The 15,690-nt window shown below is 66.5% G+C and carries 13 protein-coding genes and 1 pseudogene; 9 read left to right on the top strand and 5 right to left on the bottom strand.

All coding sequences use genetic code 11. The features are described 5' to 3' along the window. Positions 1-54 precede the first annotated feature (54 nt). Both NL241_RS19575 and NL241_RS19570 read right to left on the bottom strand, forming a co-directional pair. Entirely contained in the window at positions 55-729 is a 675-nt protein-coding gene (locus NL241_RS19575; protein WP_494398341.1) for a GAF and ANTAR domain-containing protein, read from the bottom strand. A gap of 85 nt (positions 730-814) precedes the next feature. After that, the gene (locus NL241_RS19570; RefSeq protein ID WP_494394776.1) at positions 815-2,077 is read right to left on the bottom strand and encodes a fatty acid desaturase family protein; all 1,263 of its coding nucleotides are present in this window, start codon (positions 2,075-2,077) and stop codon (positions 815-817) included. Positions 2,078-2,659: 582 nt separating this feature from the next. Here NL241_RS19570 and NL241_RS19565 point away from each other — a divergent pair. The 5 genes and pseudogenes from NL241_RS19565 to NL241_RS19545 form a co-directional block, all read left to right on the top strand. After that, positions 2,660-3,508: pseudogene (locus NL241_RS19565) on the top strand (alpha/beta fold hydrolase); the annotation flags it as partial. 45 nt (positions 3,509-3,553) lie between these two features. Beyond that, complete coding sequence (locus NL241_RS19560) at positions 3,554-3,730, top strand: ANTAR domain-containing protein (protein ID WP_487695179.1); 177 nt, start codon at positions 3,554-3,556, stop codon at positions 3,728-3,730. Positions 3,731-3,784: 54 nt separating this feature from the next. Further along, the gene (locus NL241_RS19555; protein WP_494394775.1) at positions 3,785-5,101 is read left to right on the top strand and encodes an acetyl-CoA hydrolase/transferase family protein; all 1,317 of its coding nucleotides are present in this window, start codon (positions 3,785-3,787) and stop codon (positions 5,099-5,101) included. A 102-nt stretch (positions 5,102-5,203) separates the two neighbouring features. Further along, entirely contained in the window at positions 5,204-6,238 is a 1,035-nt protein-coding gene (locus NL241_RS19550; RefSeq protein WP_494394774.1) for a hypothetical protein, read from the top strand. A 36-nt stretch (positions 6,239-6,274) separates the two neighbouring features. After that, entirely contained in the window at positions 6,275-7,819 is a 1,545-nt protein-coding gene (locus tag NL241_RS19545; RefSeq protein ID WP_494394773.1) for a flavin-containing monooxygenase, read from the top strand. Here NL241_RS19545 and NL241_RS19540 read toward each other — a convergent pair. After that, the gene (locus tag NL241_RS19540; RefSeq protein WP_494394772.1) at positions 7,750-8,700 is read right to left on the bottom strand and encodes a sulfite exporter TauE/SafE family protein; all 951 of its coding nucleotides are present in this window, start codon (positions 8,698-8,700) and stop codon (positions 7,750-7,752) included. The two genes, NL241_RS19545 and NL241_RS19540, sit on opposite strands and share 70 nt — an antisense overlap. Before the next feature lie 80 nt (positions 8,701-8,780). Next, the gene (locus tag NL241_RS19535; RefSeq protein WP_487695181.1) at positions 8,781-8,858 is read right to left on the bottom strand and encodes a putative leader peptide; all 78 of its coding nucleotides are present in this window, start codon (positions 8,856-8,858) and stop codon (positions 8,781-8,783) included. A 119-nt stretch (positions 8,859-8,977) separates the two neighbouring features. Here NL241_RS19535 and NL241_RS19530 point away from each other — a divergent pair, with 119 nt between their 5' ends. Together NL241_RS19530 and NL241_RS19525 are read left to right on the top strand one after the other, a co-directional pair. Further along, positions 8,978-9,271 (top strand): DUF4235 domain-containing protein, encoded by a 294-nt coding sequence (locus NL241_RS19530; RefSeq protein WP_487695047.1) that lies wholly within the window; start codon positions 8,978-8,980, stop codon positions 9,269-9,271. After that, complete coding sequence (locus tag NL241_RS19525; protein ID WP_487695048.1) at positions 9,268-10,371, top strand: spore photoproduct lyase family protein; 1,104 nt, start codon at positions 9,268-9,270, stop codon at positions 10,369-10,371. Before NL241_RS19530 ends, NL241_RS19525 begins: the two co-directional genes overlap by 4 nt. 7 nt (positions 10,372-10,378) lie before the next feature. On the opposite strand, the gene NL241_RS19520 is transcribed toward NL241_RS19525, so the two are convergent. Continuing rightward, entirely contained in the window at positions 10,379-11,164 is a 786-nt protein-coding gene (locus NL241_RS19520) for an endo alpha-1,4 polygalactosaminidase (protein WP_487695050.1), read from the bottom strand. 226 nt (positions 11,165-11,390) lie between these two features. Here NL241_RS19520 and NL241_RS19515 point away from each other — a divergent pair, with 226 nt between their 5' ends. Both NL241_RS19515 and NL241_RS19510 read left to right on the top strand, forming a co-directional pair. Beyond that, positions 11,391-13,628: an NADP-dependent isocitrate dehydrogenase gene (locus NL241_RS19515; RefSeq protein WP_487695052.1), complete on the top strand. Its 2,238-nt coding sequence runs from the start codon at positions 11,391-11,393 to the stop codon at positions 13,626-13,628. A 217-nt stretch (positions 13,629-13,845) separates the two neighbouring features. Continuing rightward, the gene (locus NL241_RS19510; RefSeq protein ID WP_494394771.1) at positions 13,846-15,615 is read left to right on the top strand and encodes a putative bifunctional diguanylate cyclase/phosphodiesterase; all 1,770 of its coding nucleotides are present in this window, start codon (positions 13,846-13,848) and stop codon (positions 15,613-15,615) included. The last annotated feature ends 75 nt before the right edge of the window (positions 15,616-15,690 follow it).

Below are 15,690 nucleotides of genomic sequence, written 5' to 3'. Positions count from 1 at the left end.
GAATCCGTTCTGCGACCGTGGCCGCGTCATCTGACAGTAAGTGCTGGGCCGGCATCAGTGGGGGTCCAGTCGCAGGCGGCGTTCGAGGATGTCGCGGGCGACATCGGTGGCGCTGCGGCCGGTGGCGTAAGCGTGGGCACGCAACCGCACCAGTGCAGCCGGGGCATCGATGTTCAGCTGAGCCATCAACATGCCGGTGGCCTGGCTGACCTCGGCGCGGGTCAGGATGTTCAGCTCGGCCCACGCGTCACTGCCGGGGACGACGCCCTGGTCCAGGCTGGTGTCGAGGACGTCCAGAAGGGGGAGCTGCGCCAGCGCGGCAGCGCTCACCACCCCCATGACCTGGTCGCCGCTGAACACAGCAGGTTGGGCCTGGAACAGGTCGAGAGCGCCGACGTATTCGCCGGCCAGCACGATGGGCATGGCGTAGATACCGCGGATCTGGTGGGCCAGCATGGCCGGGCCGTACGCCGGCCAGCGGTTTTCGGCAGGGTCGGCGAGGTCGGCGACGATCACGGGGCCGCGGCGGGCCACGGCGTCCAAGCAGGGTCCCTCGCCGTAGGTGAACTGTTCCTCGTCGTATCTGCGTGCGTGCGGCGCGCTGGCGCCCAACGTGCCCACGTTGGCGCCGTCGAACACCAGGGATATCGCGGCCGCGTCGATACCCAGCAGACTCACACAGGCTTCGCACAGCCGGTCGGCGGCGCCGGGCCCGCGCCGCTCGCCCATGGCTGAGAGCAACCGGTCATCGATGGTGGACACCGTTATGGTCCCGCGGCGGTGAACAGCGGCTCGGGCGTTTGTATTTCAGCTTTCATGATGTCCTCACCTCGCGTCGCGCGAGAACACCCGGCTGCGGGGTGACTACCCGATGCTTGCGTCCGGTGACCGGCCGGACACCAGGACATGGTTCAACCGTACTCGCAGGGCCGGGGTCGAGGGGACTGCGGCTCACCTTCAGCGGCGCCGGCCGGGAGATGCCGCTGCCGGGGGTCGCCCTGTCGGTGGTGAATCGGTCCGGAAGGGCGAGTCGGTGAATGGTGCGGATGGTCTGGAGATACTGGCCCAGCAGCGATCCGCTGGTGTAGGGCAAGCCGTACTTCTCGCACAGCGCCCGAACCCGGACGGCGATCTCGGCGTAGTGGTTGCTGGGCAGATCCGGGAAGAGGTGATGCTCGATCTGGTAGCACAGATTGCCGCTGGCGAACGCCATCAACGGGCCGGCGCTGAAGTTCGCGGTGCCCAACATCTGACGCAGGTACCACTCTGGCTTGCTTTCGTTGTCCACCACTGCCGCGCTGAATTTCTGTGCCCCGTCCGGGAAATGCCCGCAGAAGATGACGACGTACGCCCACAGGTTGCGCAGCACATTGGCAGCGACGTTCGCCCCGAGCGTGCGGCGCCACCTCGGCCCGCTCAGCGCCGGGAAAAGCAGATAATCCTTGACCATCTGCCGGCCGATCTTCTTCACGACAGCGCGGGTCTGAGCCTTCTTCGCCGGTGCCGTGTCCACTCGGGTGTGCGCGGCGTGAACTCCGTGCAGCGCGATACCCCATTCGAATCCGATGGCCAGCAAGATGTTTCGCAGGGGTTGAAGCAGGAAACGGGGCTCCCACGGCTGGTCCCGGGTCATCCGCATCACACCGAAGCCGAGGTCGTCGTCCATGTCGATGACGTTGGTGAACACATGGTGCCGGAAGTTGTGCGAGTAACGCCACTGGGAGGACAGCCCCGCCATGTCCCATTCCCAAGTGGTGGAATGGATTTCGGGGTCATTCATCCAATCCCACTGGCCGTGGCCGACATTGTGGCTGATCTCCATGTTCTCGACGCTCTTGGCGAAGGCCAGGGCAGCTGTTCCGGCCAGCCATCCGGCGCGGGACCTGCCTGCGGCGAGCAGTAGCCGCGCGCCTACTTCGAGCGAGCGCTGAAACGCGATGGTACGACGGATGTAGGCCGCGTCGCTGGTGCCGAGGGAGGCCTCGACATCCCGGCGGATGGTGTCGAGCTCAGCGCCCAGCGCCTCCAGATCGGTGTTGCTGAGGTGTGCATACTGCGCGACGTCGGTTATGGCCATATCTGCCCTAGGGTCGGAGAAGCCACGCGAATCGCGGCCTTTCAGGTAGCTTCGGCTCCACGTTGTCCGGGAACCTGACCCAATCCGGAACCAGACGAGGTATCTGAGGACACCGCGGCGGTCTGCCTTAGGACTGGTTCAAGAATACCCGCGCAACGCGCCCGAAAACGGTGGCGCGGACCACAGTGAGCATTTGCGCAGGCCTGGATTGGCCTCTGACGGAAGACGCTCCCGACTTCGTCGAAAATCGCCGAGGTCACCGAGAAAAGTCCTGTCGACAAACGAGATTCGTGCGGCTGCCAGGGGCCGGATCACCAACACCGGTCGTCGCCGTTTGACGGGCCCGCAGTCGGGTATGCGGACCGGGTCGTCGGGCCTCCTTCAAGACTTGGGCAGTGTCTATTCGACTTACCCCAGGCTGAGGATCAACGACATGCTCCTACCACCCGCGTCGCACGCCGGCACAACAGCCGGATACGTGTGGTCAGCCGCCCGAGTCGCCATCGACTCAGCGCACTGACACCAAACTGCTGACCAGGCCCTGACGTTGAACTCAGCGGCGCCTCGGCATGAGGAGCTCTTATGACGAACGACACCATCGATGGCGACGTCCGCTACCTGAACCTGCACGGCGATCGATTGGCCTACCGGGAGGCCGGCAGCGGCGAAGTGGTGCTGCTGATCCACGGGATGGCAGGCAGCTCGGAGTCGTGGGGACCGGTGTTCTCCGCACTGGCCCGCAGCCACCGCGTGGTGGCGCCCGACCTGCTGGGCCACGGCGAGTCCGACAAGCCGCGGGCCGACTATTCACTGGGGGCCTTCGCCGCCGGGCTGCGTGACCTGCTCGACGAGCTGAACATCAAAGAGGCCACCGTGGTGGGGCACTCTCTCGGCGGGGGAGTGGCCATGCAGTTCATCTACCAGCATCCCGAATACTGCCGTCGCCTGATTCTGCTCAGCAGCGGCGGATTGGGCCCCGATGTGGGGTGGATACTGCGGCTACTGTCGGCGCCCGGGCTCGAGTTGGTGTTCCCCTTCGTCGCGCCGCCGCCGGTCGTCGGCCTCGGCAACGCGGTGCGCTCCGGGCTGGCCGCGCTGGGGTTCACGTCGCCGCGCGCCGCCGAGATGTGGAAAACCTACTCGTCGTTCACCGACCGACCCACCCGCCAGGCGTTCATGCGGACGTTGCGTTCCGTCGTCGACTACCGCGGGCAGGCCGTGAGCGCGATCAGCCGGTTGCACGTGCGAGTTGAGGTGCCGACACTGCTGATCTGGGGCGAGGAGGATCGGATCATTCCGGTGGAGCACGGCTACGAAGCTGCGGCGGCGCGCGCGGGAAGTCGTCTCGAGGTGCTTCCGGGGGTCGGGCACTTCCCGCAGATCGAGGCACCCGCCGAGGTCGCCGGCATCATCAGCGATTTCCTGGCCGAGCGCACCACGCCTCCCGGAGGCGCGGCGGCCGGCCTGAAGCACCTGGTGGAACGGCAAGCCATCGTTCACCGTGCGATCGGGATGATGATCGCCCGACGGGGACTGAGTGCGCAGGACGCAGCGGCGCGGCTTCAGCACCTCAGCCATACCGAGAACATCACGCTCGAGGACGCCGCGCGGCATCAGATCACGGAGATGGTTCGCCTGTCGACACGGTGCTGACCACAACCCACTCAAAGTGACTGCGGTCCGCGGCGTGCATGGCAAGGTAACCGCATGCCACAGGAATTGACCGCCGACGAGGCCGCCGCCCGGCTCAGCACCGCCGACACACTGGGCATGCCGTTGGGTCCTGGACAGCCTCCGGCGTTTCTGCGTGCGCTCGGACAACGCGACGATTGGACCGAGTTGCGGGTGTACGGCGCGCTGCTGGCGGTCGTCACGGAGCTGTTCTCCCGGCCCGGGGTGCACTATCTGTCAGGATTTTTCGGCCCGCTCGAACGCGGGCTGCGCGACAGCGGCTCCAACATCGGTTTCACACCTGCCGATTTCCGGCGGTTCGGCCCTCTGCTCGAACGGCAGGCCCCGCGCGTCATGACAACGGTGGCGGCGCCGCCCGACGCCGACGGGTGGTGCTCACTGTCGCTGCACGCGGGTGGCACCATCGACGAAATCCACCGTGCGGCAGCCGATCCCGACCGGGTGCTCGTTGTCGAGGTGTCCGATTCCTATCCACGGACCTTCGGAGTGGGCGGCGAGCACCGGCACGCGGTGCACATCGATGAGATCGACATCCTGGTGCACTCGACGGACGAACCGCTGTCGCTGCCCAGTGCACCGCCCACCGAGGCGGACACGGCAATCGCGCGGCACGCCGTCGAATTCATCCGCCCCGGCTCGACGCTGCAGACCGGCATCGGCTCGATTCCCAGCCAGATCGCCATGTTGCTGGCCGAGGGCGATGGCGGTGAGTTCGGGCTGCACAGCGAGATGTTCACCGACGGCTGCATGCAGCTTCACCGCGCAGGCAAGGTCACCAACGCCAACAAAGGCCTCCACTGCGGGGTGAGCGTGACGACCTTCGCGTTCGGCTCGCCGGAGCTCTACTCGTGGCTGGACGGCAACACCGACGTGGCGTTCCTGCCGGTCGAGATCGTCAATTCGCCGGAAGTGATTGCCGCCAACCACAATATGGTCTCGATCAACGGCGGGCTGGCCGTCGACATCCACGGCCAGGTCGTCGCCGACACCATCAACGGTGACCAGTTCAGCGGAATCGGCGGAGCCGAGGACTTCGTCGCCGGAACCGGGCTCGAACTGTCCGATCGCTCCCTGATCTGCCTGCCCTCGACATACGACAAGGACGGCGAACTGCAGTCGCGGATCGTGCCCTGGTTCGGTCCGGGAGCGGTGATCACGACGCCGCGCCATCACGTCGACGTCATCATCACCGAGTACGGCGCCGCCGAGTTGGAAGGTCTGACGGTGCAACAACGCGGTGAAGCACTCGCGGCGATCGCGCACCCCGCGTTTCGCGACGAACTGTTCGAAGCGGCAGAACGCGCCGCCAAGGGGCGCTCACCGATTCAGTGAGTTGCCGGATCTGAGTTCAGGGCCGGCGTTCGGGATTAGACTCCGATCAGGTCCGCGGTCCCTTGCAGGTATCACGGAATCGCGAGTGGGCAGGGGACTCCGATGAAAATCGTGGGACAGAACTTCGCGACAGCAGGTATCGCACTCGTGAGCGTCGCGGCGATCGCAGGCGCTACCGCCGTGCAACCCCCACCGCAACCTGCACCGGTTCCGGTCGTTCAACTGGCGGCGGCTTCACCGGCCGTGGCGCAACCGCCGCCGGAACCGCGATCCGGTGTTTTCCAGTCGTTGGTGGAGTTGGACCTGAACAGGTTCGTGATCCCGCCGAGCGTGAGTCAGCCGGCTCCCGTGGCGCCGCAGATCCCTGGACCGTCGCCGACGCCGGGCGCCTATGAGTTCGAAGACGCCATCATCGACACCTACCACGCCATCGAGCCGTGGGTGCGGTACGGATTCGAACTCGTCACCTGGGGTGTTGGCTGGGTGCCGTGGGTGGGATGGCTGGCGCCGCAGATCATGATCTTCTACGACTTCGGGGAGCACATCGTCGAAAGCCTCGTCGTCAACTCGGCCAACTGGCTCTGGGGCCCGCTGCCGTTCGGCGAAGGCCTGGGGAATGTCGCGCAAGACAGCTGGGATGCTCTGGTGCAGTTGGGCATCGACCAGTGGAACTTCTGGCTCTGGCCGTTGCCCCCGCTGCCATTCGCGGCTGCGCAGACGAACTCCGAACCCGCCGAAACCAGCACGCCTGCTGTTGATCAGGCCGCGTCGACCAGTCGTCCGCATCCGCGACGCGACGACGTCGGCCGTCCGGTCCGCAAGGATGACCGCGGGAACCTCGCTTCTCGTGAAGACCCCGACGCTCAGGAAGGGGAAGAGCCCGCCTCCGACGCCGACGAGCCTGCATCCGAAGACAGCGAGCCCGCAACGCCCAAGGAGCGGGAGCAACCAGCCTCGAGGACGTCGTTGCGCAAGAAGCCGGGGGCACAGGCGTCATCCTCGGAATCGTCTCGATCGGAGAAGAAGGCAGGCCAGGCTTCCACCTCCCACGCTGAATCCAGCGACAAGAACCGCGGCGAAACCGCCAAACGCGATTCCGACAGGTCACCCAGGCACACGGCGTCTGCCGCTGAATAGCCCACGCCGACCGGCCGGCGCGGTGACAATACGCCGGTGACGGGAAGAGTTGCGGTGATCGGCGCCGGGCCGGGCGGTGTGGTCACGGCGCGCTGGCTGCTGGCCCAAGGCTTCGAGCCGACCCTCTTCGAACAGGCGCCCACGCTGGGCGGCCAGTGGACCGGTCACCGGGGCCGCAGCGGCGTATGGCCGGGTATGCACACCAACACCAGTCGCGTGCTGACGGCCTTCAGCGATCTCGAGCCCACGGCGGACGCCGTGTTTCCGGCGAACCAGGACGTGCTCGACTATCTGAACCGCTACGCCGACGCGTTCGCCATCACCGCACGCATCCGCTTCGACACCGCTGTGCAGAGCCTGCGCAGAGCGGGGGAACGATGGGTGGTCGGCACGACGGACGGCGAGGAAGCGTTCGACCGAGTTGTGGTGGCCACCGGCCGATTTCACGCACCGGTCATTCCCGCCATCGATGGCCTGGATAGTTTCACCGGTTCGGAATCCACGATCCCGACGTTTGATTTCCGCGACCCCGCCCGCTACACCGACAAGCGGGTACTGGTGGCCGGGTGCGCGGTCAGCGCGCTCGAAATCGCCGCAGAGTTGGCGCAGCACGGCGCCGCTCGGGTGGTGGTCACCCAGCGGCGCCAACGTTATGTGCTGCCGAAATTCGCGGCGGGTGTTCCGTCGGATCACCGGATCTTCACCCGGTACGGGACGCTGGCCAACGAGGCGCTGCCGGCACCCGAAGTCGACCGGCAGCTCAGGCAGATCGTCCTCGAGGCCGGCGGGAGTCCGGAACAGTACGGCGCCCCGGCCCCGGATCCGTCCTTGTTCGCCGCCGGGGTGACGCTGAGCCAGCACTTCCTGCCGCTGGTCGCCGAGGGACGAATCACGGTGCGGCCGTGGCTCGACCATGTGGCGGGCACGACGGTGGCATTTGCCGATGGACATACCGAACAGTTCGACGGCGTGGTGTTCGGCACCGGTTTCCGGTTGCACCTGCCCTTTCTGAGCGATGAGATCCGGCACATCCTCGATCTCGACGACGTGCACCTGGATGCCGACCGCTACACCTTCCACCCCGACCTACCGGGCCTTGCCTTCTGCGGCATGTGGGACCAGTCCGGCGGCTACTTCGTTCCCTTGGAACTGCAGGCCAGATGGATCGCCTACACCTGGGGTGGCACGGTGCCCGCGCCGGCCGATGCCGAGCAGCGCCGCGCTGTTGCCGATTACCGCGCGCGCCGAGGGCTGCCGCAGAAGAGTCGAATGAACCTGGCGGCCCTGACCTTTGCGCGCGCGGCCGGTGTGGAGCCGAGACTGCACCGGTGGCCCGAACTGCAGCGCGCCCTGCTGTTCGGACCGCTGGCGCCGAGTTGCTTCCGGCTGGACGGACCGGACGCACTCCCGGAGGCATCCGCGAGATTCGCGGGCGACGCCGCAGCGTTCGGCGCCATCACGTCCAACGTCCTGACAGGACGGGAACAGCGGTTGGCGGCGCTGCTGGGCGACTACGCCGGGGCGGCCGCCTTGTCGTCGTCGGGGTCGGGGGAGTTCGACGCGGCGATCGACGACACGTAGTCGGCGGATTCGTGCTCGCGATCCTTCAGGTACTGGCGCAACGAGTACACGAAGGCGCCCACCCAGGCCACGATGATCACGGCATAGAACGCCCACCGCACCGCATCGCCGGCATCGATGAAGTCGCTACGCAGCAGGCTGCGGGTGTTGGTCAGCACGATGATGCCGCCCACCGAGGCGCCCAGCAGCCGGGGCGGGATATGCCGGACCAGCCAGGCGGCCAGTGGTGCGGCGATGACGCCGCCGGCGAGGATGGCCAGCACCCAACCGACATTGATGCCCTGCGAGCCGAGGCTGACCAGGAAACCGAGGCTGGCGGCGAGGGCGATGACGAACTCGCTGGTGTCGATGGAGCCGATCACCTTGCGAGGCTCGATGCGGCCGCTCGCCAGGATGGCCGGCGTGCCCACCGGGCCCCAGCCGCCGCCACCGGTGGCGTCGACAAATCCTGCGACGAAGCCCAGCGGCGTCAGGAACCGTTTGCGCAGGGGCTTGCCGAGGTTGTGGCGAGGGATGCCCTGGAAGGTGAACCGGACCAGGACGTAGAGGCCCAGCACCAGCAAGATGATCGCCATGAGCGGCGCTGCTGCTTCGGTGGACAGGCTCGAGAGCACTGTGGCCCCGAGGAACGCGCCGATGGCACCGGGAATCGCGATGCGCCGGACCACCTGCCAGTCGACGTTGCCGAATTTCCAGTGCGAGACACCGGAAATCAGGGTGGTGCCGATTTCGGCAAGGTGCACAGTGGCCGAGGCTGCGGCGGGATTGGTGCCGATGGCGAGCAACAAAGTGGTGGTGGTGACGCCGTAGGCCATGCCGAGACTGCCGTCGACGAGCTGTGCGGCCAGGCCCACCAGGCCGATGAGAACAAGGGTCTTCACTGATTTTCTCCGGGTCGGTCTACGTGACAGGAATGCGGGCAGCAGCCGACGGCGCGTGTGAGCGCGCGGGCGCCGCTATGTCAGAGACAACAGAGAGAAGAGGCAACACGCAGCAGATCGACAGCACGACGGCTGGTCAGACCCTGGTGTGCGGACATTGCGTACTTACTACCAGGAAACGTTCAGCTTCGCCAAAGATGCGCGCACGGGTCGGCGCGTGCGAAGTGGGTACTCGCTCCATCGCGGCACTCACTCGACACCCTCTGGAGGAAGTTCAATGCGCGAGAAGCCATCGAGTACGTCGGCCAAACTGCTGTACCGGCCGGTGGGCCTGGTGAGCTCGATGACCGGCGGCCTGCTCGCCGGTGTCATCTTCAAGCAGATCTGGAAGCGGCTGTCGCCGGGCGACAAGCCCGATCCGCCGAAACCGCTGGAGACCGAATACCCGCTCAAGGAGATCCTGCTGGCGGCCGCCATCCAGGGGGCGATCTTCTCGGTGGTCAAGACCATCATCGACCGCCAGGGCGCCCGGCTGTTCGAGCGGGCGACCGGTGAGTGGCCCGGTAGTTGACCTCTGAACCGCTCACCGCGGCAGCTCGTCCCCCGACTCTGTGGCGACCGGCCCGGGTCCTGGTGACCCGGTCCGCCGCCGCACTGCCGTTCGGCGCGCAGATCATCTCCCGCTGCGAGGCCGCGGGAGTCGAGGACATCGAGCTGTTGTCCGGTGACCGGTTGCCGTCCCTGCGGGCCGGCGACGAGCGAGCCACCTATGCGCTGGCCAAACGCACACTCGCGGTGGTGGTGGCGCCGCCGTCGAAACGACGCTTGCAGCCCATCCCGCCGAGCGCGGACTGGCGGGTCGACCTTGCCGAGGGGTGTCCGGGTCACTGCCAGTACTGCTATCTGGCGGGCTCGTTGTCCGGGCCGCCGATCACCCGGGTGTATGCCAACCTCGACGAGATCCTGGCGGGGCTGGACGAGCACGTGGGCCGGGGCGCGATCACGTCGGCATCGACGGATCGCGCCGGTGAGGGCACCACGTTCGAGGCGTCCTGTTACACCGACCCGCTGGCCCTCGAACACCTGACCGGATCGCTGTCGGCCACGATCGCGCACTTCGGTGAGCACCACTGGGACGGTCCGGTGGGGCTGCGCTTCACCACGAAATACGACAATGTGGACCCGCTGGTCGGGCTGCCGCACGGCGGCCGGACCCGGGTTCGTGTTTCGGTGAACGCCGAGGACATCGCCGGGCGGTTCGAGGGCGGGACGGCGCGGCTGCCGCAGCGCATCACGGCGTTGCGGCGATTGGCCGCGGCCGGATACCGGGTCGGGTTGACCATCGCGCCGATCATGCCCGTTCCCGAGTGGCGCGACGGTTACGGCGCGTTGCTGCACGCCGTGGCCGACGCCCTGGCAGACGTCGCGGATCTGGACCTGACCGTCGAATGCATCACGCACCGCTTCACCGCCGGCAGCAAGGACGTGTTGACGGGCTGGTATCCACGGACCAAGCTCGAGATGGACGAGGCCACTCGGACAAGGAAATTCGGCAAGTTCGGTTCTGCCAAGTACGTCTATCCGAACGACACCATGGCCGAGCTGCGCGGGTGGTTCACCGCCGCGGTCGGAGAGACCCTGCCGATGGCGCGGCTGCTGTATTGGACGTGACCCCGCCTCAGGGGCACAACTGGAAGTGGTGACCCGGCGTCGAGGGGCCCACCAGGTCGCGGTCGCGTAGCACCACCGATGGCGGAGTGCCGGCGTCGGCGCACATCTCGGCGAACGTTCGGGGCAGATTGTCGACGTACTCGATGTCAATGACGTGGGCGCCGTATGCGCCGGTATAGCTGGCGCACTCGCGGTAGGCGGCGCACTCCTCGGCGACGGCGAAATCGAAGCCCGCCGCCCGGAATGTCCCCGCGTCCTCGGCGGCGTTCTTCTGCGCCGCGGCCAGTCCCGCACTGTGCGCGCGGCCGGCCAGCTCGCGGGCCAACGCCGCGGCGTCGTCTCGGCGCAGCACACCACCGGACCGGGTGTAGGTGTCCAGGTTGTCGAATTCGACAGCCTGATAACCCTTTTCGGCGCAGTCGTCGATCCATCCACCGACCACGCCGACGATACGGGCACGTTGCTCGGGTGTCCTGGTATCGAGTAGCACTTCGTCGGGCCAGTCGGGATCGCGGACAGGCGCGCCGTCCGGCCAGCGCAGCAACACCTCATCAGGCCAGGCGGACAGCTCGCCGGGCTGGGTCTGGAAGGCGTTGAGGTAGCAGATCGCATAGTCACCGGCCGGCGGCGCGGTGCGGTCGCGCGCGACGATCGAGACCTGGCCCGCCGGCGGGTACGCCGACCCCAGCTGATAATCGGGTGCCCCGCCCATCGGCGGAAGCGTGATCGTCGTGGCAGACGCCCCGCCGCAACCGGCGACCAGCAGCACGGTGAGGAAGGCCAGCGGTTTCACGACCGACACGGTAGTACCGGCCGACTGCCCGAGGCGCCACCGCCGCAGGTGGCGGGGAAATGATGGGCGCCGAGGACACGTCCCGTCCCGCATCGCGGTATGCGAACCCCGCGGCTGACCTCCTGCGACACCGGCCGCCAACCGGCTGCGATAGGTTTGTCAACAGCCGCCACAAGCGGACGCTTCGCCGACATCTGACCAAGACTGACGTGGGAGAACACACATCATGAGCGCCGAGCAGCCGACCATCATCTACACGCTGACCGACGAGGCGCCGTTGCTTGCGACCTATGCGTTCCTCCCGGTGATCCGCACCTTCGCCTCCGCGGCGGGTATCGACGTCAAGTCCAGTGACATCTCGGTGGCCGCGCGCATCCTGGCCGAGTTCAGCGACCGGCTGACCGACGAGCAGAAGGTCCCGGACAACCTGGCCGAGCTGGGCGAACTGACGCTGCTGCCGGAGACCAACATCATCAAGCTGCCCAACATCAGCGCGTCGGTGCCGCAGCTGCTGGCCGCGATCAAGGAGCTCAAGGCCAAGGGCTACGACCTGCCGGACTACCCGGGCGAGCCCAAGAACGACGACGAGAAGAAGATCAAGGAGCGCTACGCCAAGATTCTCGGTAGCGCTGTCAATCCTGTTCTGCGTCAAGGCAACTCGGACCGCCGCGCACCCAAGGCCGTCAAGGAGTACGCCAAGAAGCACCCGCACAGCATGGGGGAGTGGTCGCAGGCGTCGCGCACCCACGTCGCGACCATGAAGACCGGCGACTTCTACCACGGTGAGAAGTCGCTGACCGTCGACAAGGACCGCAAGGTCAAGATGGTGCTCGAGACCAAGAGTGGCGAGACCCTCGTGCTGAAGCCCGAGGTCAAGCTCGACGCCGGTGACGTCATCGACAGCATGTACATGAGCAAGAAGGCGCTCATCGCCTTCTACGAAGAGCAGATCGAGGACGCCTACAAGACCGGCGTGATGTTCTCCCTGCACGTCAAGGCCACCATGATGAAGGTCAGTCACCCCATCGTGTTCGGCCACGCGGTCAAGGTGTTCTACAAGGACGCCTTCGCTAAACACGCCAAGCTCTTCGAGGAGCTGGGTGTCAACGTCAACAACGGCATGTCCGATCTCTACGACAAGATCGAATCCCTGCCCGCCTCGCAGCGCGAAGAGATCATCAACGACATCCATGCCTGCCACGAGCACCGGCCCGAACTCGCCATGGTGGACTCCGCCCGCGGCATCACCAATTTCCACTCGCCCAGCGACGTGATCGTCGACGCCTCGATGCCGGCCATGATCCGGCTCGGCGGCAAGATGTACGGCGCCGACGGCCGCACCAAGGACACCAAGGCCGTCAACCCCGAATCCACGTTCTCGCGGATCTACCAGGAGATCATCAACTTCTGCAAGACCCACGGCCAGTTCGACCCGACCACCATGGGAACCGTGCCCAACGTCGGCCTGATGGCGCAGAAGGCCGAAGAGTACGGCAGCCACGACAAGACCTTCGAGATCCCCGAGGACGGGGTGGCCAACATCGTCGACGTCGACACCGGCGAGGTGCTGCTGAGCCAGAACGTCGAGACCGGTGACATCTGGCGCATGCCGATCGTCAAGGACGCCGCCATCCGGGACTGGGTCAAGCTCGCGGTCAACCGGGCTCGTCAGTCGGGTATGACCACGGTGTTCTGGCTCGACGACGAGCGGCCCCACGAAAACGAACTGCGCAAGCTGGTCAAGAAGTACCTCGCCGAGGAGGACACCGAAGGCCTCGACATCACGATCCTGCCGCAGGTCTGGGCCATGCGATACACGCTCGAGCGGGTGATCCGCGGACAGGACACCATCGCGGTCACCGGCAACATCCTGCGTGACTACCTCACCGACCTGTTCCCCATCCTGGAACTCGGTACCAGCGCCAAGATGCTGTCCATAGTTCCGCTGATGGCCGGTGGCGGCATGTACGAGACCGGCGCGGGTGGCTCGGCGCCCAAGCACGTCAGCCAGCTGACCGAGGAGAACCACCTGCGCTGGGATTCCCTCGGTGAATTCCTGGCGCTCGGCGCCAGCTTCGAGGACATGGGTGCCAAGTCGGGTAACCAGAAGGCCGCGCTGCTGGGCAAGACGCTGGACTCCGCGATCGGCAAGCTGCTGGACAACGACAAGAGCCCCTCGCGCAAGGCCGGCGAGCTGGACAACCGGGGAAGCCAGTTCTACCTCGCGCTGTACTGGGCCCAGGAACTCGCCGGTCAGACCGAGGACAGTGAGCTGGCCGAACACTTTGCGCCGCTGGCCAAGTCACTGGCCGAGAACGAGTCCGCCATCGTCGGGGAGCTCAACGCGGTACAGGGCAAGCCGGCTGACATCGGCGGGTATTACTACCCGGACCCGGAGAAGACCGCCGCGGTGATGCGGCCGAGCAAGACGTTTAACACCGCGCTGGAGGCGGCGAAAGCGTAGTTTCTTTCGCCGCCGGGTAGCGCGTTGCGATGAAGCGCTGGAGGCGGCGAAAGCGTAGTTTCTTTCGCCGCCGGGTAGCGCGTTGCGATGAAGCGCTGGAGGCGGCGAAGAGCTGACCGGGGTCATCAAGCGCCGACACTCGCCGGATCCGACGTCACTGTCGTTGGATTCAACGTTGTGTCGGCGCTTGATGTGTTTGCCAGGCTACGATCACACAGTGGGGCGGGTTGAGGCGCTGCAGCGCAAGGTCAGAGGTGCGCGGCGCTGGCCGGGCATTGCGACGCCCACGTTGGAAGCGCGGGTGGCCGGGGCACTGCTGATCTTCGGCGGTGTCATGGTGACGTTGCTCGCCCTGCTGGAACCGACGAACTTCCGGATGGTCGGCGTGGTTCACGCCATCGCCGCGACAGTGCTGCTGGTGGGCAGCGGCGCGTGGATGTTGGGCCCACGAATGCGATCGTGGCAATTCCAGGTCCTCGTCTTGATTGCCATCGCCGCGATCACCGCGGTGGTGCACCTGGCCGCGACGGTGCCGGTCGCGATCTCGTTTGCCACGCTGTTTGCGTTCGTGGCCTTCGTCGCGTTCTTCCTGCCGTGGCCTCAAGCGGTGGCCAACCTGTGCCTTGCAGTGGTGTGCTGCATCCTGGCGCTGAACGCTGAACCGCAGGTGCCGTGGTGGTCGCCGCTGATTGCCGCCAGCACCGCGATCGTCATGGGAGCGGTGATAGCCAGCCTCGGCCAACTGGTGTCCCGATCCGAGCGCGATGTGGTGACCGGTCTGCCCAACCGGCAGGGTTTCGATCGGTTGCTCGGCCAGGAGATCGACCGCGCACATGCCGGCGGCCCACGACCCACCGTGGTGCTGTTGCGCATCGAGGTTTTCGACGACATCGACGACCGACTCGGGCACCAGGCCGGCGATCAGCTGATCCGCAACACCGTCGAGTCGTGGCGCGGTGCGCTGAGTCCCGAGCACGTCCTGGCGCGGCTGGGCGACGATGAGTTTGCCGTTCTGCTCACCGCAGCCGGCGAGAACGACGGGGTCGCGTTGAGCCACCAGATGCGGACGATGACGTCGACGGACTGCTCGGCGGGGGTGACCACCTGGCAACCCGGTGACGCCACCGTGGCGGTGCTGCATCGCGCTGACGTGGCATTGCGCCGGGCCAAACGCGGGGGCCCCAACCGCACCGTCCTGGAATCGCCGAGCCTGCCGTCGCTGGCTGCCGAATTGGCCGAAGCGATCGCGGCCAACGCCGTCGACGTGCTGTATCAGCCCATCGTGAGCCTGGCCGACGGACACCAGATCGTCGGAGTGGAGGCGCTGGCGCGCTGGGAATCACCCACCCGGCCCGACCTGGCGATCGCGGAGGTGATCGCCGTGGCCGAGAACAGCAATCTGATCGCAACGCTGGACCGATTCGTGCTGCGGCGCGCCTGCATGGACGTGCAGTGGATGCAGCAGCAGCGCAACGGTGTGCCCCTGACCCTTACGGTCAACGTGTCCGGTCTGGAACTGATCGAAAAGGGTTATGCTGCAACGGTTTCCGAGATCCTGGCAGCGACGGGCTGGCCCGCCGAGCAGCTGGTCCTCGAGGTCACCGAAAGCGTGGTGGACGTCGACACACCCGCTTCGGAGGCGGCCTTACGTGAACTGCGGGGGCACGGCATCCGGGTCGCGATGGACGATTTCGGCACCGGGTACTCGACGTTGAGCCGGTTGCAGACCCTGCCGATCGACCTGCTCAAGCTCGACGCGTCCTTCACCGCACGGACCGCACTGGACCCCGGCAGCGCGCCACCGGCGCTGCTGCAGGGCATCGCCGCGATGGCACGGGCGCTGGACCTGCCCGTGATCATCGAAGGAGTCGAAACCGAGCTGCAGGCCACCGCGCTGCAAGGTGTCGGGTTCGCCATGGCGCAGGGCTTCTTCTTCGGCCGCCCCCAGCAGCGTCAGCATCTGGTCGACCGCCTGATGATCGGGTGAACCGGCGTGAGCGAACACCACGACAAATCGCGTAGTCCTACTCAACCGCCCGGCGCCGGCGGCCGCCATGCTGAA

The sequence above is a fragment of the Mycolicibacterium sp. SMGY-1XX genome (assembly GCF_059132455.1).
The sequence above is the reverse complement of the archived record's forward strand: the minus strand, read 5'-3'. Positions and strand labels throughout refer to the sequence as shown.